The following is a 19344-nucleotide window of genomic DNA, read 5'->3' as shown; positions in this document are numbered from 1 at the left end:
GTACAGTTGCTTCGCGGGTCACCCCCGCGGAACACCGTCCTGGTGGGTATAGCTCAGTTGGCAGAGCGCCTGGTTGTGGTCTAGGAGGTCGCGGGTTCGAGCCCCGTTACTCACCCCAGTCGAGAAGGCCCGGAGTCGTGGACTCCGGGCCTTCCGTCTTCCCGCCGCTCCTCCCGGCCGACGACACGAGCAGACCGGCGACACGACCCGATCGACGACGAGAGGCCAGGCGATGCTCACCCTCGACGAGGCCGGGTTCGAGACGCTGGTCGTCGCCGAGCTCGACGCCCTCCCGGACGACATGGTCGACGGACTCGAGAACGTCGTCTTCGTCGTCGAGGACCGCCCGGAGGACGGCTCGCTCGACCTGCTCGGCCTCTACGACGGCGTCGCGCTGACCGAGCGCGAGCGCTACGGCTTCGGCGAGATGCCCGACCGGATCATCCTCTACCGCGAGCCCCACCTCGCCGCCTGCGAGACTCTCGACGAGCTGCGCGACGAGATCCACGTCACCCTCGTCCACGAGATCGCGCACTTCTACGGGATCGACGACGACCGGCTGCACGAGCTCGGCTGGGCCTGACTCCTCAGTCCTCCCGAACGCCTACGGGGTCGCTCGAGTCGAGCACCAGGTCAGCACCCTCGCGCGGTCGCTCCCGCGCGCAGTAGCGCCGGAACTGCTCGTCCCAGGAGTCCCAGTGCGGCTCGAAGAGCGCGCCGTCGCGGGCGAGCGCGCGCTGCTTCCGCTGCGCCTCGTCCGCTTCGATCCACACGGTCAGATCGGCGAAGCGCCGGCTCCGCTCCCCCGCGGCGCCGCAGCCCTCCAGCAGAAGGAGCGGTGCACCGGCCGTGCGCGGCCCCCCGGTCGTGTCGGCCGCCCAGTTCCACGTCTGCCAGCGCGCGCCGAGCCCGAGCGCGTGCGGCCGGACGATCCGTTCCGCTGCGATCGCGACCGAGCGGTCCAGCCCCGACCAGCCGGGGTAGACGTCGTCCATCCGCACGAGCGCAGCCGCGGGAGCGCGGGCGGTCCGCCGCAGCTCCACCAGCAGCGCCAGCGCGAAGGTCGACTTCCCCGAGCCGCTCGGCCCGTCGAGCAGCACCGTGCGCGCCCGGCGGGCGACGAGCCGACGAGCGAGGACGCGTGCCGTCGCGCCGGTGAGGTGCCGCGGGTCAGCCATTCAGCACGAAGCTCCAGGCGCCGGTGAGCACGGCCGCGATGATCGCGAGAGCCGCGATCGCCGCGCCGCCCAGCACCAGCAGCACGTCGAACGGGCCCAGGCGGGACACCCGCGCCCAGGTCCGCGGGGTGTCCGCGCCGAAGCCCTTCGCCTCCATCGCCGTGGCGAGCCTGCTGCCCCGTCGGATCGCCAGCACCAGCAGCGAGAAGCTGCGGGCGCCGAGGCTCTTCACCGCCGCGATCGGTCCGCGTCCGTCGGCCACTCCCCGCGCCCGGCGGGCCATCGCGAGAGTGCGCCAGTCGTCGCTGAGCAGGCCGACGAGCCGCATGCCCGCGAGGCCGCCGAGGACGAAGCGCGCCGGCAGCCGGAGGATCTGGGCCAGGCCGTCCGCGAGATCGGTGGGGTCGGTCGTCGCGATCAGCACCACGCTGGGCAGGCCGATGGCGAGCACGCGCAGAGCGATCGCGCCGCCGAGGGCGACCGAGCCCTCCGTGACGGAGACGAAGAGGAACTGCCCCAGCACAGCGCCGCTGTCCCGTCCGTAGAGCACGGTCGTGATGCCCGCGAGCGGCGCCGCGATCCAGACCGGAGCCGTGCGGCGCACCAGGTCGCCGGGGCGGAGCCCGACGAAGGGCAGCACGAGCAGCTCGAGCGCGAGCGCGGTCGCCGCCGAGACGACGTCGACCGTCAGGATCAGGACGACGGCGATGACGAGGCTCGCGAGGAGCTTCGCGACGGGGTTCGCCCGGGCGATGCGCCCGCGGGCCGGGACCGCGTCCAGGAGCGTCATCCGGGCACCACCGTCGGCTCGCCGAGGCGGACCACGGCGTCGGCGAGGGCCGTCACCAGGTGCTCGTCGTGCGTGACGGCGAGCACGGCGCGTCCGTCCGCGCGCAGCTCGGCGAGGAGGTCGACGACCACGTCCCAGGTCCGCCGGTCCTGGCCGAAGGTCGGCTCGTCGAGCACGACGACGGCGGGGCGCCGGACCAGCGCCGAGGCGACGGTGAGCCGCCGCTTCTCGCCGCCGGAGAGGGTGAAGGGGTTCGCGTCGGCGAGGTGCGCGAGTCCGAGCCGCTCGAGCAGCTCGTCGGCGCGGCGCCGCTCCGCCTCGTCGCGGACGCCGAGGTGCAGCTCCTGGCGCACCCGCGCCGTGAGGAACTGGTGCTCCGGCTCCTGGAAGACCATGGCGACCCGGTCGCTGAGCTGCCGCGAGCTCCAGCGGTGCGGGTGCGGAGAGGCTCCGTCGCGCACCGTCGGCGACGCGACGATCTCGCCCCGGGCCGGCGGGAGCAGGCCGGCCAGCGTCAGCGCGAGCGTCGACTTGCCGGCGCCGTTCGGACCGAGGACGGCGGTCACCCGGCCGGCAGCGAGAGAGAGGTCGAGGCCTTCGGCGATCAGGGGCGGGGTGCGGCGCCCGAAGACCGGTCGGGCGAGACCGAGCGCCGTCGCGCTCAGGGCGATCGGCGCCGGTCCGGTCGCCTCGACGCGCCGCTCGGGGTGCTCGCCCGGGAGCCAGACTCCCGCGGCCTCGAGGACGCCGCGGGCGCGCTCGATCACCGGACGCGGTTCGCCGTCGGCCACGACGGTGCCGTCGGCGCCGAGCACGACGATCCGGTCGACCAGGTCGATCCAGACGTCGACGCGGTGCTCGACGACGATCAGGGTGGCGCCGGTGCGCGCCGTGGTCCGCTCGACCGCCGAGCGGACCTCCTGGACGCCGCGGGGGTCGAGGTTCGCGGTCGGCTCGTCGAGCAGCAGGAGCCGAGGCTGCATCGCGAGGACGCAGGCGAGGGCGAGCCGCTGCTTCTGGCCGCCGGACAGCGCGGAGGTCGACCGGCCGAGAGCGACGTCGAGACCGACGTCGTCGAGCGCGCGCCGGACCCGGGCCGGGATCTCCGCGCGCGGAACGCCGAGGTTCTCGCAGGCGAAGCCGACGTCGTCCCCGACCCGCGCGAGCACGGCCTGGGTGTCGGGGTCCTGGAGCACGAGACCGGCGACGCCGCGGCGCTCGCCCGGCGACCCGCCGTCGATGCTCAGCTCGCCCTCGTCGGCGCCGTCCTCCTCGCCGCCGAGGACACCGGCCAGCGCGTGCAGCAGCGTGCTCTTGCCCGCGCCGGACGGGCCGAGGAGAAGGACGCGCTCCCCCGGCCGCACGTCGAGATCGAGCCCCGTGACGGCCGCGCTCGACCGGCCCGCGTGCCGCCAGCTCCAGCCCTGGGCCCGGATCGACGCACCGCTCATCGAGCGCTCGCGCCCGCCCCCTCGACCACGCGGCCCTCCCGGCCCGAGACGAAGCGGTCCAGCGCTCCGGAGGCGGCGAGCCCGCGCACCGCGAACCAGGGCAGGAGCCCGGCCAGCACCGCGCCCGACACGAGGGACGACACGACGTAGACCGTGCGGAACAGGTCGTCGACGGCGGGGTAGTAGACCAGCAGGTCGTTGACGGCGAGGGCGAGACCGGCACCGGCCCCGGCCAGCATCGCGACGAGCGGGCGACCGCTGCGGTAGAGGAAGAGGGCGAGCACGATCTCGGCGCCCAGGCCCTGGACGAGTCCGGAGAGCAGGACGGCGAAGCCCCACTGGGTGCCGATCAGGGCGGAGACGACCGCGGCGAGGAGCTCGGTGTAGAGCGCCGCACCGGGCTTGCGGATGATGAGGCCGCCGAGCACGCCGGCGAAGAGCCAGCCGCCGCCGAGGAGGCCGCCGAGACCGGGGAGGAACTCGAAGGCGACGCCGAGGACATTGGTCGCGAGTCCCCACGCCCAGAAGACGATGCCCGCGGCCACGGCGACGACGCTCGCCACGACGATGTCGACGACCCGCCAGCGGAGATCGCGGGGACGGCCGCCGGAGGAGGTCCGTCCGGTACCGGTGGTGCTCTGCGCCGCGGTGTTCTGCGCTGCTGTGTTCTGCGCTGCTTTGTTCTGCACTGACGTGCCCTTTCGTGGAAGCGAAACGGGGCACGGGTGGAAGAAGAGGAGATCGAAACGTTCCTTCGCTGGCATGACCCAGATCAGGTTCGACGGTCGAAGGCTGCTGCCTTCCTCTCAGCCCGGTGCACCGGACTCCCGTGTTCGTCAGCAATCATAGACAGCATGTCGTGGTCGGTGGTGCTCGTCCTCGCCGCGGTCCTCGTGGTGCTCCTGCAGGTGCTGCTCTGGCGGCGCCGGTTCCGGATCCGCCGCGAGCTGCTCAGCTACGGCACCCGGGTGCCCGGTCGCGTGGTCGCCCACGACCCGAGCAGAGGCGACGCCTCGGCGGCCCGGGATCTGGGGCGACTGCTGGTCGCCTACCGTCTCGTCGACGGCGAGGAGCGGCACGCGGTCAAGACTCCGTGGAAGCGCGGCGACGCCTGGATGGCGGGCGAGCCGGTCGCGGTGATCTACGACCCGCGCCGTCCGAACGACGCCGAGCGGCTGCTCGTCGGCTTCGGCCGGACGAAGAAGACCTGGTTCACGGCGCGGCCCCAGCGCTGAGGCCGCGCCGGATCCGCTACTTCTTGAGCGCGCGGATGATCCGCGCGAGCGCCTTGCCGGAGACCCACACGAGCGGGACGCCGACGGCGAGGACCGAGACGATGTTCGGCTGGAAGCGCAGGCCGAGGTCGTCCTTGATGTAGGCGCCGATCGGGACCACGGCGCCGCCGCCGCCTCCTCCGCCGCCCTCCTGGCCGTCCTCGGAGCCGCTGCCGCCGCCGAAGCCGAACCAGCGGAGCGAGACGGGGACGAGCGAGACGCCGTCGACCTCGATCGGGTCTCCGTAGCTCGTCGCGGCACCCGCGGAGGTCACTTTGTCGGCCAGGGAGACAGCGATGTTGAGCATGGCCCGACGCTACTCCGCGGGCCGAACGGGCGACAAGCGGCGCACCGGCGCGCACAGGACTCCCCCACCTCCTCCCGGAGGTCTGCTGCGATGATCGTCGGATGCCGTCCCGCCCGCGCCGCCGCCGACCAGGACGCGCCGCGTCCGTCGCGGTCGCGAGTCTGCTGCTGGCGGCGTTCCTCGCCTTCCACCGCGGACTCTGGGACGCCGCGGGCTGGCTGTCGGTCGTCGAGACGGCGATCCCCTGGTCCGGCCTGGCCGTGCTGCTCCTCCTCTCGGCCGCGATCGCCCTGCGCTCGAGGGGTGCCGGAGCCGCGGTCACCGTGCTGGTGACGGTCTACGGCGTGCTCGTGCTCCCCGTGGCGCTGCCCGCTCCCGCCGTCCGCTCGGGCTCCTTCACCGTCGTCAGCCAGAATCTCGGCACCCGCGACGACGCCGGCGCCCTCGCCGCCGAGCTGGCGAGCCGGGAGCCCGACGTGCTCGCCTTCCAGGAGCTCGACGGCGACGCGCGGGAGGCGGTCGACGCCGAGCTCTCCGACGAGTACCCGCACTCCTACGTGGTCGGCACCGTCGGGCTGTGGAGCCGCACCCAGCTCTCGAACGGCGAGCCGCTCGATCTGGGCCTCGACTGGAATCGTGCTCTCGCCGTGGACGTGGACACGCCACTCGGGGCGACGCGCCTCTTCGTGGTGCACCTCGCCTCGTTCCGCCTCGGCGATCACGCCGAGCGCGACACGATGCTGGGCGGGCTCGCCTCCGCCCTCGCGGACGACGGCTCAGCGCGCCGGCTCGTCGTCGGCGACTTCAACACCGCGACGGACGACCACCTGCTGGCGCCCGTGCTGAACGAGGCCCGCCTGGTCCGCACGTCCGGCATCGGCTTCCCGGCGACCTGGCCGGCGCTGCTCCCGCTGGTCTCCCTCGATCACGCGCTGGCCGACGGCGTGCCCGCCGCGACCCTCGAGGTCCTGCCGCGGAACGGCTCGGACCACCGGCCGATCAGTCTGACGATCGGTTCCGCGTAGCGAGGGTGTCGCTGATGTCGATGCCCTTGGCCGACTCCGGGGCGGAACGCGAGAGCAGCGACGCCGGCCGCACGGCGCCGGTGCCGAAGCGGGCGGAGACGCCGTCGACCGCGAGCTCGGCGTCGCGCCAGTCGTCGGAGTCGCTCCAGAGCGAGAACGCGACGTCATCGCCCTCGACGAGCTGCTCGCCGCGGACGCCGATCAGCCGGACCGGCCGGCGCAGCGGGTTCGCCGCCTCCAGCAGTGCCGAGGACGCGTCGTAGAGCACCCGCGCCACGTCGGTCGCCTCGGGGAGGGTGCGCGAGCGGGTCAGCGTGCTGAAGTCGCCGAAGCGGACCTTGACGGCCACGGTGCGGCAGCGGACGCCGGAGCGGCGCATCCGCACGGCGACCTTGTCGCACAGGCGCAGCAGCTCGCGGCGGACGAGCTCCGGGTCGGCGACGTCGTCCGCGAAGGTGATCTCGTGGCCGGCGCTCTTCTCGATCTGCCGGGTGTCGACCGGGCGCGGATCGACGCCGTTGGACAGGGCGTGCAGGCGGCGCCCGGTGGCCTCGCCGAGCGCCGAGACGAGGGAGGCGAGCGGAGTGGTCGCGACATCGGCCACGGTGCGCAGGCCCCGCCGCACCAGCGCCTCCTCGGTGCTCGCCCCGACGCCCCAGAGGGCGCTCACCGGCAGCGGGTCGAGGAACGCCTGCACGCCGTCGGACGGCACGACGAGCAGGCCGTCGGGCTTGGAGCGGCCGGAGGCGAGCTTCGCGACGAACTTGGTGCTGGCGATGCCGACGGAGCAGGTGAGACCGAGCTCGGCGTGCACGCGCCGGCGGATCTCGGTGCCGATGGCCCAGGGCGAGCCGGAGATCCGCCGGGCACCGGCGACATCGAGGAAGGCCTCGTCGATGCTGAGCCGCTCGACGAGCGGGGTGAAGGAGTCGAAGATCGCCATCACCCGGCGCGAGGCCTCGCGGTAGCGGTCCATGTGCGGCTCGAGGATGATCGCGTGCGGGCAGCGGCGGAGCGCCACGGCCATCGGCATCGCCGAGTTGATGCCGTACTTGCGTGCCTCGTAGGTCGCGGCCGTCACCACCGAGCGCGAGCCGATGTGCCCGACGACGACCGGCTTGCCGCGCAGCTCCGGGTGCTCGAGCAGCTCGACGGAGGCGAAGAACGCGTCCATGTCGACGTGCAGGATGCTCGCGCGCGGGTCGTCGAAGGGCTCGGTCGTGACCTGCCGCCCCGTGCCGTCCTGCTTGCTCACGTTCCGCCCTGCTCGAGTGGCGCACCGCTCCCCATGACGGCGGTGCTTCCGAGGATCATGGTCGCACGCACCACCGACACCGGTGCCGGGCGCGAGCCCGCACCGGCGACGACCTCTCCCGGCGGGAATGGCGGCGCCGCCGCCGAGGTTGACCCGAGCACCCCGACGACTCCCGGAGAAGACATGACGCACGAGCACGAGCCCGACTCCCCCGACTCCGACCTGAGCCTCTGGCTCGACCTGCAGGCCCGCGCGCACGCCGCGTTCGAGATCCGCCTCGATGCGGTGGTGGACTGGGCCGCGCCGACCCCCGACACCGAGTGGGACACCCGCGCGCTCGTGCTGCACGTGGTCCGCGAGCAGCAGCGGGCGCACACGCTGCTCTCCGGCGGCGACGAATCGCCGATCCGCCTCGAGCCGGTGGCCGCGGACCTCCGCAGCGAGTGGACCCGGGTGACGACTGTGCTGCGCGCGGTGTCGCGCGAGGTCGACCCCCGGGCCGAGCTGCGCCTGGGCCGCGACACCGTCACCGCGCTGGAGCTGCTGCAGGAGCAGGTCGCCGACATCACGGTGCACACCTGGGACCTCGCGCGCGCCACCGGGAGCGAGGAGGCGATGGAGGAGGGCCTCGTCGCCGCCGTCTGGGAGCTCTTCGCGCCGCAGGAGGAGACGCTGCGCGCGAGCGGGCTGTTCGCCGCTCCGGTCCCGATCGATACGACCGCGCCGCTGCAGAGCCGGCTGCTGGCGGTCACCGGTCGCGACGACCGCCTCGCCGCCTGAGCCGCGGCACCTGAGCTGCAGCACCTGAGAACGGCCCCAGGCTGCCGACGGCAGGATGGGGAGGTCCGCGCCCGCCGCGCGGACGAGAACCGGGGCGCACCGCCCCGACGAAGAGAGGACAGTCCATGACACGCGTCGCCGTCATCGGAGCACACGGCAAGGTCGGCCAGCAGATCCTCCATCTGCTCTACGACGCCGGACACGAGGCGGTCGGAGTCGTCCGCAACCCCGACCACTCGGAGGACATCGTCCGCCTCGGCGGAGAGCCGCTGGTCCACGACCTCGAGCACTCCACCGCCGAGGACTTCGCCGGGAGGCTGGAGGGCGTCGACGCCCTCGTCTTCACCGCCGGCGCCGGACCCGACTCCGGCCCCGAGCGCAAGCGCACGGTCGACCTCGGCGCCTCCGTGCTCAGCCAGGAGGCGGCCGCGATCGCCGGCATCCGCCGCTTCGTGCAGATCAGCGCGATCGGCGTCGACGCGCCGCTCGCCGACGACACCGAGGAGGGCTGGCGCGCGTACGTCGAGGCCAAGCGCGACGCCGACACGGCGCTGCGCGGCACCGACCTGGACTGGACGATCCTCCGTCCCGGCGGCCTCACCAACGACGAGGGCACCGGCCGCATCGAGCTCGGCGAGAGCGTCGAGAAGGGCAGCATCCCGCGCGAGGACGTCGCCGCGACCGTGATCGCGGTGCTGGCCGACCCCTCGTCGATCGGCAGCACCTGGGAGATCGTCTCGGGCGACGTCGCCATCGAGGACGCCGTCTCCCAGGGCGCCTGAGCGCCGTCTCCCGGAGTCGTCGGACGCCCGGAGCCCTGCGCCTAGAGTGGGGCGGGTGAGCACTCACCCGCCCCGCCCCTGGATCCGCAGCTACGCAGACGGAGTGCCGGAGGAGCTGGAGCTCCCGACCGGCTCGCTCGTCGACATCGTCGCCGAATCGGCCGAGCGCTATCCGCACGAGGTCGCGCTCGAGTTCTTCGGCCGATCGACCAGCTACGCCCAGCTCGCCGATGACGTGGAGCGCGCCGCGGAGGGACTGCGGCGACTCGGGGTCCGCGCCGGCGACCCCGTCGCCCTGATCCTGCCGAACTGCCCGCAGCACGTCGTCGCCTTCTACGCGGTGCTGCGCCTCGGCGCCGTCGTCGTCGAGCACAATCCGCTCTACACGCCGCGCGAGCTGCGGCACCAGTTCGAGGACCACGGCGCGCGGGTCGCGATCGCCTGGGACCGCGTGGTCCCGACCGTGCAGGACCTGCCCGAGGACCTCGGCGTGGGCACGATCGTCTCGGTCGACCTCACGCGGGCGATGCCGGCTCCGATGCGCGCCGCGCTCCGCCTGCCGATCCGGAAGGCCCGCGAGTCGCGCGCCGCCCTGACCGGGAAGGTCCACGGCGCGATCGAGTGGGACTCGCTGCTGCGCCGACGGCTCGACCCGGCGCACCCGCGTCCGACGGCGGACGACCTCGCCGTCATCCAGTACACCAGCGGCACGACGGGAGCCCCGAAGGGTGCCGAGCTGACGCACCTCAATCTCACGGCGAACGCCGCGCAGTCGCGCGCCTGGGTGCCCACGGTGCGCCGCGGCGACTGCGTGGTCTACGCGGTCCTGCCCATGTTCCACGCCTACGGGCTCACGCTCTGCCTGACCTTCGCCATGAGCATGGGCGCGCGCCTCGTGCTGTTCCCGAAGTTCGACCCGGACCTCGTCCTCAAGGTCGTCCGCAAGCACCCGGCGACCTTCCTGCCGGCGGTGCCGCCGATCGCCGAGCGGCTCGCCCTGCGCGCGAAGGAGAAGGGCGTCTCGCTGCAGGGCATCGAGATCGCGATCTCGGGCGCGATGCCGCTCGACCCGGATCTGGTCGAGTCGTTCGAGGCGCTGACCGGCGGCACGCTCGTCGAGGGCTACGGGCTGTCCGAGACCTCCCCCGTGCTGATGGCGAACCCGGTCAGCACGGCGCGCCGCGCGGGCACCGTCGGATTGCCGCTGCCCGGCACGGACGTGCGCATCGTCGATCCGGAGGACCCGGAGACCGAGGTCGAGGCCGGCGGGCAGGGCGAGCTCGTCGTGCGCGGTCCGCAGGTGTTCCGCGGCTACCACCGCAAGCCCGACGAGACCGCGGCCGTGTTCACCGCCGAGGGCTGGTTCCGCACCGGAGACATCGCCACCATCGACGAGGACGGCTTCGTCACCATCGTCGACCGGATCAAGGAGCTGATCATTACCGGCGGCTTCAACGTCTCACCGTCCGAGGTCGAGGAGGTGCTCCGCCGGCTGCCGGCCGTCCGCGACGTCGCCGTGGTCGGGCTGCCGGACGCCCGCAGCGGCGAGCAGGTCGCCGCCGCGGTCGTCCTCGAGCCGGGCGCCCACCTCGATCAGGAGGAGGCGCGCCGCACCGTGCGCGAGGCGCTCACGCCCTACAAGGTGCCGAAGCGGATCGTCGTCGTCGACGAGCTGCCGCGCAGCATGATCGGCAAGGTGCTCCGCCGCGAGGTGAAGGCGCTGCTGCTCGACGGGTCCTGAGGCAGGGCGGCCTCGCGCCGGGCCTCAGGACTCGCGGGGGTCAGAAGTCGAAGCCTCCGCCGAAGTCGCCGCCGCCGATGTCGCCGCCGCCACCGAAGTCGCCGCCGCCGAAGTCGCCGCCGCCGTAGTCGCCTCCGCCGTAGTCGCCTCCGCCGTAGTCGCCGCCCGCATCACCGGCACTGGCGTCGCCGCCGTCCGCTCCCGCGTCTGCGCCCTCGGCGCCGTCAGCGCCCTCGGCCTCGACGGACTCGCCGACCCCGTCGGGGATGAACGCGTCGGCGATGGCGGAGCCGATCACGAAGCCGGCGATGGTGCCGAGCATCGACGAGGCGAGCACGCCGCCGAAGCCCATGCCGCCTGCGCCGCCGCCGGAGAAGCGGCGCTCCATGAAGCCGGGCTGGCGGAGCTCGCTGCGCGTCGCCGACTGGGCGAGCGACCGCGCGTCGTCCGAGCGGGGCGCGTCGCCCGCGGGGGCGCCCTCGCTGAGCTCGCGGAAGACCTGCTGGCGCTGCTCGGGCGTGAGCTGCTCGAACGCCTCGCGGTGCACCTGCTCGATCGCCTCGGGCGGGGCGGTGCGCAGGAGGTAGCGGTAGCGCTCGATCGCGATCTCGTCCTTGCTGCGCGCGGACTGCGCGGGCGGGGTGCCGTAGGACGGCGCGTCGGCGCGGCGCTCCGCGGCCGCAGGGGCCGGGTAGCCGGTGGCGGGGCGGCGCTCCTCGGGTCGCTCTTCGCGGCCCAGCAGTCGGTCCAGGAATCCCATGATCTCCTCCTCGGCGCGGCAGGATGCGCACGCACAGCGCAACGCTATGCCTCTCTCCGCGGCGATCGCTGAGGGTTCACTCAGAGCGAGCCCGGCGTCGACGGTCGCGGGCGAGCGCGGGTCTCGATACGCCCCGGCGGGTCAGGCGGACTCGCGGAGGACGAGCTGGTGGCGGACGGTGCGGTGCACCGACGGGCCGCCCTTGGGCAGCTCGCCGGCGATCATGGCGACGGCGAGGTCGAGGGCGTGCCGGGCGAGCTCGTCGAGGTCGACGGCGAGGGTCGTCAGCGTCGGGGCGAGCAGCCGTCCGATCGACAGGCCGTCGATCCCGACCACCCGGACGTCGCCGGGGACGTCGACTCCGGCACGGCGGCAGGCCGAGAGCACGCCGAGGGCGCAGAGGTCGTTGAAGGCGACGATCGCATCCGCCGTCCGCGGCCGGGCGACGATCCGCTCGGTCGCATCCGCGGCGGCCTGGGCGGTCGGACCCGCAGCGCGCACGACGGAGGGCTCGAGCCCGTGCGCGGCGAACGCGCGGACCAGCAGCTCCGCACGCCTGCTCGGCCGGGAGTCGCCCGAGACGTCCACGATCACCGGACGCCGCACGCCCCCTCCGGCGAGATGCTCCGCCAGCGCGTCGACGGCGTCGGAGTGGTCGAGCAGCACCGCCCCCCGCAGCGGGTCGCCGGTGGGATCGAGCTCGACGACCGGCACGGAGCCGAGCCGCTCGATCCACTCGGCCGCCCGGTCGCCGAAGGTGCCGATGACGGCGTCGGTCTGCGCGCCGAGCGCCTGGATCATCCGGTCGGAGTCGGCGGCGAGCCCGACGTCGGCGAGCGAGACGTTCCAGCCGCGCGCCGCGGCGACCCGGACCACCGCCGAGGCGAGCTCGGGCGACCACGGGTTCCGCAGATCGTCGACGACGAGTCCGAGCTGGTGCTCCCCGCCCGTCACCAGCCCGCGGCCGAACCGCGACGGCCGGTAGGACAGCTGCTCCGCGGCGTCGAGGACCCGCTGCTTCGTCTCCTCGCTGATCCCCGGCATGCCGTTCATCGCCCGGGTGACGGTCTGGCGGGAGACCCCGGCGGCGGCCGCGACGTCGTGGATCGTCGCGCGGCCGCCCGCCGCGGCTCCGGTCAGGCGCGGAGGTCGAGCCACGCCGTCTGCTCCGGAGTCAGCTCGATCGACAGGCCGCGCATCGACGAGCGGAGCTCGGTGATCGTGCGCGGTCCGAAGAGCGGGAAGGTCGGGAACGGCTGCGCGAGCACGTAGGCGAGCGCGATCGCCGTCGCTCCGACGCCGTGCTCGGCCGCCAGCTGCTCGGCCCGGCGCAGCCGCTCGAAGTTGTCCGGCCCGTAGTAGCAGCGCACCAGCTCGGCGTCGCTGGTGTCGTCCGGGCGGGCACGGCCGGTGAAGAAGCCGCGGGCCTGCGAGGACCACGGCAGCAGCGGGATCTGCCGCTCGACCAGCCACTCCTTCGAGGCGCGGTCGGTCACGTGCACGCAGCCCTCCCACGGGACGTCGTACGCCTCGGCCAGGCCGAAGTGGTCGCTCAGCGCCTGGAAGCCGGCGCGGCCGTTCGCCCGGGCGTACTCCTGCGCCTCGTCGAAGCGCGCCGGCGTCCAGTTCGAGACGCCGTAGGCGCGGATCCGCCCGGCGCGCTGGTGCTCGTCCATCACGTCGACGAACTCCCCCACCGGCACCTCGAGGTTGTCGCGGTGCATCAGGTAGATGTCGGCGTAGTCGGTGCCCTGGCGCTCGAGGCTCTCGAGCAGCTGGCGGGTGAGCGACTCCGGGTCGCAGTACGGCGTGTGCGCGCCCTTGGTGATGACGACGACGTCCTCGCGGATCCCGCGGTTGCGGATCCACTGGCCGAGGCGGCCCTCGAGCACGCCGCCGCCGTAGATGTAGCCGGTGTCGAAGGCGGTGCCGCCCTGCTCGACGAAGGCGTCGAAGATCGCCGAGGCGTGCGCCAGATCGGGCTGGTTGTCGACGCCCATCACGAGCCGCGACATCCGCTTGCCGACTCCCGGGATCTCGCCGGAGAGCATCGGGGCGTCCGCGACCACGCGCAGCGGCCGGCCGGAGACGGTCGGGACGTCCGCGGTCTCGGCCTCGAACGGGAAGCGCAGGCCGACGGCGGCGCGCCAGCGGTCGAGCGTGCGGGCGGTCGCGAGCGTCTCGTCGAGGGTCATCTGCGCGGCCTCGACGGCTCCGGCGGCGAGCGCGTCGGTCGTCGCGTCCGCCTCGATCGCGTAAGGGCTCTCGCCCTCGAAGGCGACGATGCGGGGCTCCTCGCCCGCCACGCTGATCTCGATGCCCGTCTCCGCGGCGCCGAACCACGGGTCGGCCACGTGCAGGCGGCCGCGGGTGCCGTGGACGGTCAGCGCGTTGACGTCGTCGAGCGCCACTCCGGTGCGGAGGGTCGCGGTGATGCCGCCGCGGTAGGTCGCGCGGGCGACGCTCCACTCGTCGACGCCGGTCGGGCCGAGGGTGCCCTGCGCGTCGAACTCGACGGGCTCGGCGACGGCGACGCCGGTCGCGGCCTGGACGATCGCCGCCGCGGCCGTGACGGTGTAGCCGCCGACATCGAGGATCCCGCCGCCCGCCGTCGCGACGTCGTAGAGCCGGCCCTCGCGGGCGCCGGTGCGGAAGGAGAAGGAGGCGTCGATGTGCACGACGTCGCCGATCACGCCGTCGCGGACGAGGTCGAGCAGTGCGGCCGTCTGCGGGTGGAAGCGGTACATGTACGCCTCGACGAGCGGCAGACCCGCGCTGCGGGCGGCGTCGACCAAGGCCATCGCCGTTCCGTGGTTGACGGCGAGCGGCTTCTCGCAGAGCACGGCCTTGCCGGCCTCGAGCGCCTGGAGGACGAGGGCGGCGTGACCGGTGTGCACCGTGGAGATGTAGACGGCGTCGACGGCGGGATCGGCGAGGACCGCGGCGTAGTCGCCGGCCGTCGCGTCCGGGAAGCCGTGCTCGACGGCCTCGGCGGCGAAGGCGGTGGCGCGGCCCGGGTCGGAGCTGCCGGCGGCCACCAGTCGGGCGCCGCGGCTGCTCGCGGGGAGCTGGGAGAGGAACCGGCGCGCGATGCTGCCGGGGCCGAGCACGGCCCAGCCGGGTGCGGTGGTCGTGTTCGGGGTGGAGTCGGTCATGCGTGGCCCTTTCGCGGCGTCGTCGACGTGAACGTTCACGCACGACGCTAGAGCGGTCGACGGGGCTGCGTCAAGCGTGGCGCGGAACGCGACCGTGAACGTTCACCACGCGAACGAGGACGCTCCCCCGCCGCCGCTCCTGAAGGAGCCGGACGAGCGGAGGAGCGCCGGGGTCACCTCTGCTTCGGGACGACCACCCACATCACGAGGTACGCGATGATCTGCGGCCCGGGAAGCAGGCAGGAGAGCACGAACAGCAGCCGGACCACGAAGGGGCTCCAGCCGAAGCGGTTCGCGAGGCCGGCGCAGACGCCGGCGATGATCTTGCCCCGACGGGGGCGCACGAGAGTAGCCATGCCTCCACTCTGGCGCAGGGCTGCTGAGTGGAGCATCAGGGGAACCCCCCGAAGCCGACTAGGGGGTACCGCCCGGCCGCTCGGAGGCGATCCGCCGCGAGAAGCCCGCGGCGACGGCCGCGTCCTCCTCCGGCCAGACCAGCCGGAAGCGCTCGAACACGACGGTCCCGACTCCGCCGGGCGACACGCGCTCGAAGTAGCGGCGGTGCCCCGCCAGCCAGGACGCCCGCGAGCGGTCCTTCTCGCCCTCGTCCCACGCGAAGGCGTCGTCGACGCTGTCGAGCGCGCCCAGGCGGATCTCGAGGGTCCGCAGCACGACGCGGGCGACACCTGCCCCGTCGCAGGCGATCCAGTGGTCGCCGACCTCGGGCACGGGCTCGTCGCCGATCAGCGAGGCCGTCGCGGTCTTCACGCCGCGGCGGACCAGGGCCAGCAGCTCGTCGGCCTGCTCGACCGAGTCGCCGAACGACTCCACGAGGGGCAGCTCCGCGGGGACGCCCGGCGCCTGGGCGCGGTACGCGGCCCACAGCTCCTCCGCCGCGGCGCGGTCCGGCTCGGGCAGCGGAGTGCGCTCCGGCACGTCGGGCAGCAGCGGGAGCAGGTTCGCGCCCGCCAGTGCGGCCGGCTCCTCAGGGTGGTTGTCCGGCGTCTCGACCTGCTCGAACGGCCAGCGCAGCAGCAGCCAGCGCCGGGCGTAGGCGTCCAGCTCCTCCTCGAGGCGCGAGCCGGCGAGGCCCGGCACGACCCACCAGGAGGCCTCCGCGGTGTCGTCGCCGGTGGGGCGGACGCTCAGCCCGCCGAGGACCTCGGTCCAGTCCGCGCCGACCAGGAGGTACGCGAAGAGAGTGCGCTCGCGCGCCGCGGTCTCGAGCAGCCGGAGTGCGCGCAGATCGTCGCCCGGCGAGGCGGACGGCAGTCCGCTCGGGTCGCCCTCGGGCAGCAGAGCGGCGAGCCAGCCGCGGTGCTGCCCGATCGCCGGGTGCAGCAGATCCGCGTCGCTCGTCACGAGCGGACGGAGGAAGGCCCCGCCCGGCAGATCGAGGCGTGCGGGGACGGAGGCGTCGCCGGGAAGAGTGCTCACACCGCCGTCCGTTCCCCGCGCGCCGACCTCAGCCGGCCGCGCGCTCGAGGACGAGCTCGCGGACGCGGGCCGCGTCGGCCTGGCCCTTCATCGCCTTCATCACGGCGCCGATGACCGCGCCCGCGGCCTGGACCTTGCCGTCGCGGATCTTCGCGAGCACGTCGGGTTGCGAGGCCAGGGCCGCATCGATCGCCTCGATGAGGGCGCCGTCGTCCGAGACGACCGCGAGCCCGCGGGCGTCGACGACCTGCTGCGGGGTGCCCTCGCCGGCGATGACGCCCTGGAGCACCTCGCGGGCGAGCCGGTCGGTGAGGGTGCCCGCGTCGATCAGCGTCGCGAGCTCGGCGACCTGCCCGGGCGAGACCAGCTCGGCCGGGTCCTGCCCTGCGGCGTTGGCGAGGCGGGCGACCTCACCGGTCCACCACTTGCGGGCGGCCTGCGGTGAGGCGCCGGCGGCGACGGTCTCGCTGATCTCGACCAGGAGACCGCTGTTCGCGACGTCCTGGAACTCGAGGTCCGTGAAGCCCCAGTCGGCCTTCAGCCGGCGGCGGCGGGCGGCGGGCTTCTCGGGCAGCGCGGCGCGCAGCTCCTCGATCAGCTCGGGGCTCGGCACCACGGGCAGCAGGTCGGGCTCCGGGAAGTAGCGGTAGTCGTCGGCGTCGCTCTTCGGGCGGCCGGCCGAGGTGCGGCCGGTGTCCTCGTGCCAGTGCCGCGTCTCCTGCGTGATCGTGCCACCGGCGGCGAGGATCGCGCCCTGGCGCTGGATCTCGTAGCGCACGGCGCGCTCGACCGAGCGGAGCGAGTTGACGTTCTTGGTCTCGGTGCGGGTGCCGAGCTTCTCCTGGCCGATCGGCTTGAGCGAGACGTTCGCGTCGCAGCGGAGGTTGCCGCGCTCCATCTTCGCGTCGGAGATGCCGAGCGCGAGGACGATGTCCCTGATGGTGGCGACGTAGGCCTTGGCGTACTCCGGAGCGCTCTTCCCCGCGCCGTGGATCGGCTTCGTGACGATCTCGACCAGCGGGACGCCGGCGCGGTTGTAGTCGACCAGCGAGTACTCCGCGCCCTGGATGCGGCCGGTGGAGCCGCCGACGTGGGTCAGCTTGCCCGCGTCCTCCTCCATGTGCGCGCGCTCGATCGGGATGTGCACGACGCTGCCGTCGGCGAGCTCGACCTCGACAGAGCCCTCGAAGGCGATCGGCTCGTCGAACTGCGAGATCTGGTAGTTCTTCGCCATGTCCGGGTAGAAGTAGTTCTTCCGGGCGAAGCGGCTGGACGGCGCGATCGAGCAGCCCAGCGCGAGGCCGAGGCTGATCGAGTACCGGACGGCCTGCTCGTTGACGACCGGCAGCGAGCCGGGCAGGCCCAGGCAGACCGGCGTCGTGTTGGTGTTCGGCTCGGAGCCGGCGATGTTCGGGGCGTCCGAGAACATCTTCGTCTTCGTGTTGAGCTCGATGTGCACCTCGAAGCCGAGGACCGGCTCGAAGCGCTCGAAGACCTCGTCGTAGTCCATCAGCTCGGGGGCGGACGCGTGCGCGGAGGCCATCAGACGGCACCTTCCTGGGGGGCGGAGAGCTGGGCGGGGGCGAGGTCGGGCGCCTGCGAGAGCAGCGGGCGGCCCCACTGCTCCTCCAGGAGCGCCTCGAGCGCGCCGCCGACCGTGTAGAGGCGGACGTCCTGGCGGGCGGGTGCCAGGAACTGGACGCCCACGGGCAGGCCGTCCTCGTCGGCGAGACCGGCGGGGACCGAGATGCCGGGGATCCCGGCCAGGTTCGCCGGGATCGTGGCGATGTCGCCGCGGTACATCGCCAGCGGGTCGTCGAGCTTCTCGCCGAGCCGGTAGGCGGTGGTCGGCGCGGTCGGCGAGGCGATCACGTCGACCGAGGCGAACGCCGCGTCGAAGTCGCGCTGGACGAGGGTCCGCACCTTCTGCGCGCTGCCGTAGTAGGCGTCGTAGTAGCCGGCGGAGAGCGCGTAGGTGCCGAGGATGACGCGGCGCTTGACCTCGGGGCCGAAGCCCTGCTCGCGGGTCGCGGCCATGACCTGCTCGACGGTGCCGCCGCCCTGCGGGGTGACCCGCAGGCCGAAGCGGACGGAGTCGAACTTCGCGAGGTTGCTCGAGGCCTCCGCGGGGAGGATCAGGTAGTACGCGGCGACGGCGTGCTCGACGCTCGGCGCGCTGACCTCGACGATCTCGGCGCCGGCTTTCTCGAGCACCGCGAGGGCCTCGTGGAAGCGGGCGAGGACACCGGGCTGGAAGCCCTCTCCCCCGTCGAGCTCCTTGAGCACGCCGATGCGCAGGCCCTTCACGTCCGCGCGGCGGACCGCGTCGGCGAAGGAGGGCCACTCGTCGCGGAGCGAGGTGGAGTCGCGCGGGTCGTGCCCGGCGATGACGTCGTGCAGCAGCGCCGAGTCGAGGACCGTGCGCGAGACCGGGCCGATCTGGTCGAGGCTCGAGGCCAGCGCGACGGCGCCGTAGCGCGAGACGCCGCCGTAGGTCGGCTTCACGCCGACGGTGCCCGTGACGTGCGCGGGCTGGCGGATGGAGCCGCCGGTGTCGGAGCCCAGGGCCAGCGGCGCCTCGTAGCTCGCGACGGCCGCGGCCGAGCCGCCGCCGGAGCCGCCGGGGATGCGGTCGAGGTCCCACGGGTTGTGGGTGGGGCCGTAGGCGGAGCGCTCGGTGGTCGAGCCCATCGCGAACTCGTCCATGTTGGTCTTGCCGATCGGCACGAGGCCGGCCGCGCGGACCTTCTGCATCACGGTCGCGTCGTACGGCGGGCGCCAGCCCTCGAGGATGCGCGAGCCCGCGGTGGTGGGCATGTCGTTCGTGACGATGACGTCCTTGACCGCGAGCGGGACGCCGGCGAGCGGGTGCAGCGACTCGCCCTCGGCGCGGCGGCGGTCGATCGCCTCGGCCGTGGCGGTGGCGGCGTCGCCCGCGACGTGCAGGAAGGCGTGCACCGCGCCGTCGACCGCGGCGATGCGGTCGAGGTGCGCCTGCGTCGCCTCGCGGGAGGACACCGAGCCGTCGGCGAGGCGCTCGGAGAGGGCGGAGGCGCTGAGGCGGACGAGCTCGTCGCCGTGCGCGCTCACTGCTCCTCCCCCAGGATCGCGGAGACCTGGAAGCGGCTGCCGTCGTGCTCGGGAGCACCGGAGAGCGCCTGCTCCTGGGTCAGCGTCTCGCCCACGACGTCGGGGCGGAAGACGTTCTCGAGCGGGATGGGGTGGCTCGTGGCCGGGACGTCGGGGGTGGCGACGGCCTGGATCGCCGTCACCGAGTCGACGATCTGACCGAGCTCCCGGGTGAGGTTCTCGATCTCCTCTGCGGTGAGGTCGATCCTGGCCAGCGAGGCCAGATGGGCGACCGTGTCGGCCGTGATCTCGGACATGCGTCTCCGTCGGGTGGTTCGTG

20 protein-coding genes, 1 tRNA gene and 1 riboswitch are annotated in these 19344 nt (G+C 73.8%); of the genes, 7 read left to right on the top strand and 14 right to left on the bottom strand.

The window, feature by feature from the left end; translation table 11 throughout:
* Nucleotides 1–42 precede the first annotated feature (42 nt).
* Nucleotides 43–118 (top strand) — tRNA-His (locus tag GTU73_RS09830).
* A 114-nt stretch (nt 119–232) separates the two neighbouring features.
* Complete coding sequence (locus tag GTU73_RS09825) at nt 233–583, top strand: metallopeptidase family protein (protein ID WP_160089043.1); 351 nt, start codon at nt 233–235, stop codon at nt 581–583.
* A 4-nt stretch (nt 584–587) separates the two neighbouring features.
* Here the strand turns inward: GTU73_RS09825 and GTU73_RS09820 are convergent, their stop codons facing one another.
* Genes GTU73_RS09820 through GTU73_RS09805 form a run of 4 tightly spaced genes read right to left on the bottom strand, consistent with a single transcriptional unit; the run spans nt 588 to nt 4108 of the window.
* The gene (locus GTU73_RS09820) at nt 588–1178 is read right to left on the bottom strand and encodes an ATP-binding protein (RefSeq protein WP_160089041.1); all 591 of its coding nucleotides are present in this window, start codon (nt 1176–1178) and stop codon (nt 588–590) included.
* Nucleotides 1171–1968, bottom strand: coding sequence for an energy-coupling factor transporter transmembrane component T (locus tag GTU73_RS09815; protein WP_160089039.1), 798 nt, complete (start codon nt 1966–1968; stop codon nt 1171–1173). Before GTU73_RS09815 ends, GTU73_RS09820 begins: the two co-directional genes overlap by 8 nt.
* Nucleotides 1965–3419 carry an ATP-binding cassette domain-containing protein gene (locus tag GTU73_RS09810; RefSeq protein WP_160089037.1) on the bottom strand — a complete coding sequence of 485 codons (1455 nt, stop codon included), beginning with the start codon at nt 3417–3419 and terminating at the stop codon, nt 1965–1967. Before GTU73_RS09810 ends, GTU73_RS09815 begins: the two co-directional genes overlap by 4 nt.
* Nucleotides 3416–4108, bottom strand: coding sequence for an ECF transporter S component (locus tag GTU73_RS09805; protein ID WP_244231588.1), 693 nt, complete (start codon nt 4106–4108; stop codon nt 3416–3418). The genes GTU73_RS09810 and GTU73_RS09805 overlap by 4 nt, the downstream gene beginning before the upstream one ends.
* 43 nt (nt 4109–4151) lie before the next feature.
* A riboswitch (TPP riboswitch) is annotated at nt 4152–4259 on the bottom strand.
* A gap of 14 nt (nt 4260–4273) precedes the next feature.
* On the opposite strand from GTU73_RS09805, the gene GTU73_RS09800 reads away from it, so the two are divergent.
* On the top strand, nt 4274–4654 hold the full coding sequence (locus GTU73_RS09800) for a DUF3592 domain-containing protein (protein ID WP_160089033.1): 381 nt from the start codon (nt 4274–4276) through the stop codon (nt 4652–4654).
* 16 nt (nt 4655–4670) lie between these two features.
* On the opposite strand, the gene GTU73_RS09795 is transcribed toward GTU73_RS09800, so the two are convergent.
* Nucleotides 4671–5000, bottom strand: a complete 330-nt coding sequence (locus GTU73_RS09795; RefSeq protein ID WP_160089031.1) for a hypothetical protein — start codon at nt 4998–5000, stop codon at nt 4671–4673.
* A gap of 101 nt (nt 5001–5101) precedes the next feature.
* Between GTU73_RS09795 and GTU73_RS09790 the strand changes: the two genes are divergently transcribed.
* Nucleotides 5102–6025 (top strand): endonuclease/exonuclease/phosphatase family protein, encoded by a 924-nt coding sequence (locus GTU73_RS09790; protein WP_160089029.1) that lies wholly within the window; start codon nt 5102–5104, stop codon nt 6023–6025.
* Here the strand turns inward: GTU73_RS09790 and dinB are convergent.
* Nucleotides 6000–7280, bottom strand: a complete 1281-nt coding sequence (gene dinB, locus GTU73_RS09785) for a DNA polymerase IV (protein WP_160089027.1) — start codon at nt 7278–7280, stop codon at nt 6000–6002. The two genes, GTU73_RS09790 and dinB, sit on opposite strands and share 26 nt — an antisense overlap.
* Before the next feature lie 57 nt (nt 7281–7337).
* On the opposite strand from dinB, the gene GTU73_RS09780 reads away from it, so the two are divergent.
* The 3 genes from GTU73_RS09780 (at nt 7338) to GTU73_RS09770 (ending at nt 10583) form a co-directional block, all read left to right on the top strand.
* A complete protein-coding gene (locus GTU73_RS09780) occupies nt 7338–8060 on the top strand; it encodes a TIGR03086 family metal-binding protein (RefSeq protein WP_244231587.1) in 723 nt (240 codons plus the stop codon).
* A 125-nt stretch (nt 8061–8185) separates the two neighbouring features.
* Nucleotides 8186–8842 (top strand): SDR family oxidoreductase, encoded by a 657-nt coding sequence (locus GTU73_RS09775; RefSeq protein ID WP_160089018.1) that lies wholly within the window; start codon nt 8186–8188, stop codon nt 8840–8842.
* A 55-nt stretch (nt 8843–8897) separates the two neighbouring features.
* A complete protein-coding gene (locus GTU73_RS09770; protein ID WP_160089016.1) occupies nt 8898–10583 on the top strand; it encodes a long-chain-fatty-acid--CoA ligase in 1686 nt (561 codons plus the stop codon).
* A 40-nt stretch (nt 10584–10623) separates the two neighbouring features.
* Here the strand turns inward: GTU73_RS09770 and GTU73_RS09765 are convergent, their stop codons facing one another.
* From GTU73_RS09765 to gatC, 8 genes are all read right to left on the bottom strand, one after another.
* The gene (locus GTU73_RS09765) at nt 10624–11343 is read right to left on the bottom strand and encodes a hypothetical protein (protein ID WP_160089014.1); all 720 of its coding nucleotides are present in this window, start codon (nt 11341–11343) and stop codon (nt 10624–10626) included.
* Between the two features lie 141 nt (nt 11344–11484).
* Nucleotides 11485–12501 carry a LacI family DNA-binding transcriptional regulator gene (locus GTU73_RS09760; RefSeq protein WP_160089012.1) on the bottom strand — a complete coding sequence of 339 codons (1017 nt, stop codon included), beginning with the start codon at nt 12499–12501 and terminating at the stop codon, nt 11485–11487.
* Nucleotides 12480–14498: an aldo/keto reductase gene (locus GTU73_RS09755; RefSeq protein WP_160089010.1), complete on the bottom strand. Its 2019-nt coding sequence runs from the start codon at nt 14496–14498 to the stop codon at nt 12480–12482. Before GTU73_RS09755 ends, GTU73_RS09760 begins: the two co-directional genes overlap by 22 nt.
* Nucleotides 14499–14671: 173 nt before the next feature.
* Nucleotides 14672–14854: a PspC domain-containing protein gene (locus GTU73_RS09750; protein WP_160089008.1), complete on the bottom strand. Its 183-nt coding sequence runs from the start codon at nt 14852–14854 to the stop codon at nt 14672–14674.
* A gap of 58 nt (nt 14855–14912) precedes the next feature.
* Nucleotides 14913–15935 (bottom strand): ASCH domain-containing protein, encoded by a 1023-nt coding sequence (locus GTU73_RS19285; protein ID WP_244231586.1) that lies wholly within the window; start codon nt 15933–15935, stop codon nt 14913–14915.
* Between the two features lie 28 nt (nt 15936–15963).
* Nucleotides 15964–17478, bottom strand: coding sequence for an Asp-tRNA(Asn)/Glu-tRNA(Gln) amidotransferase subunit GatB (gene gatB / locus GTU73_RS09740; RefSeq protein WP_160089006.1), 1515 nt, complete (start codon nt 17476–17478; stop codon nt 15964–15966).
* A complete protein-coding gene (gene gatA / locus GTU73_RS09735; protein WP_160089004.1) occupies nt 17478–19025 on the bottom strand; it encodes an Asp-tRNA(Asn)/Glu-tRNA(Gln) amidotransferase subunit GatA in 1548 nt (515 codons plus the stop codon). Before gatA ends, gatB begins: the two co-directional genes overlap by 1 nt.
* A complete protein-coding gene (gene gatC / locus GTU73_RS09730) occupies nt 19022–19321 on the bottom strand; it encodes an Asp-tRNA(Asn)/Glu-tRNA(Gln) amidotransferase subunit GatC (protein WP_160089002.1) in 300 nt (99 codons plus the stop codon). Before gatC ends, gatA begins: the two co-directional genes overlap by 4 nt.
* Between the last annotated feature and the right edge of the window lie 23 nt (nt 19322–19344).

Source organism: Rathayibacter sp. VKM Ac-2804, assembly GCF_009866655.1.
In the GTDB taxonomy this organism is placed as follows: domain Bacteria; phylum Actinomycetota; class Actinomycetes; order Actinomycetales; family Microbacteriaceae; genus Rathayibacter.
This window is presented reverse-complemented; position numbering and strand designations above follow the sequence as displayed.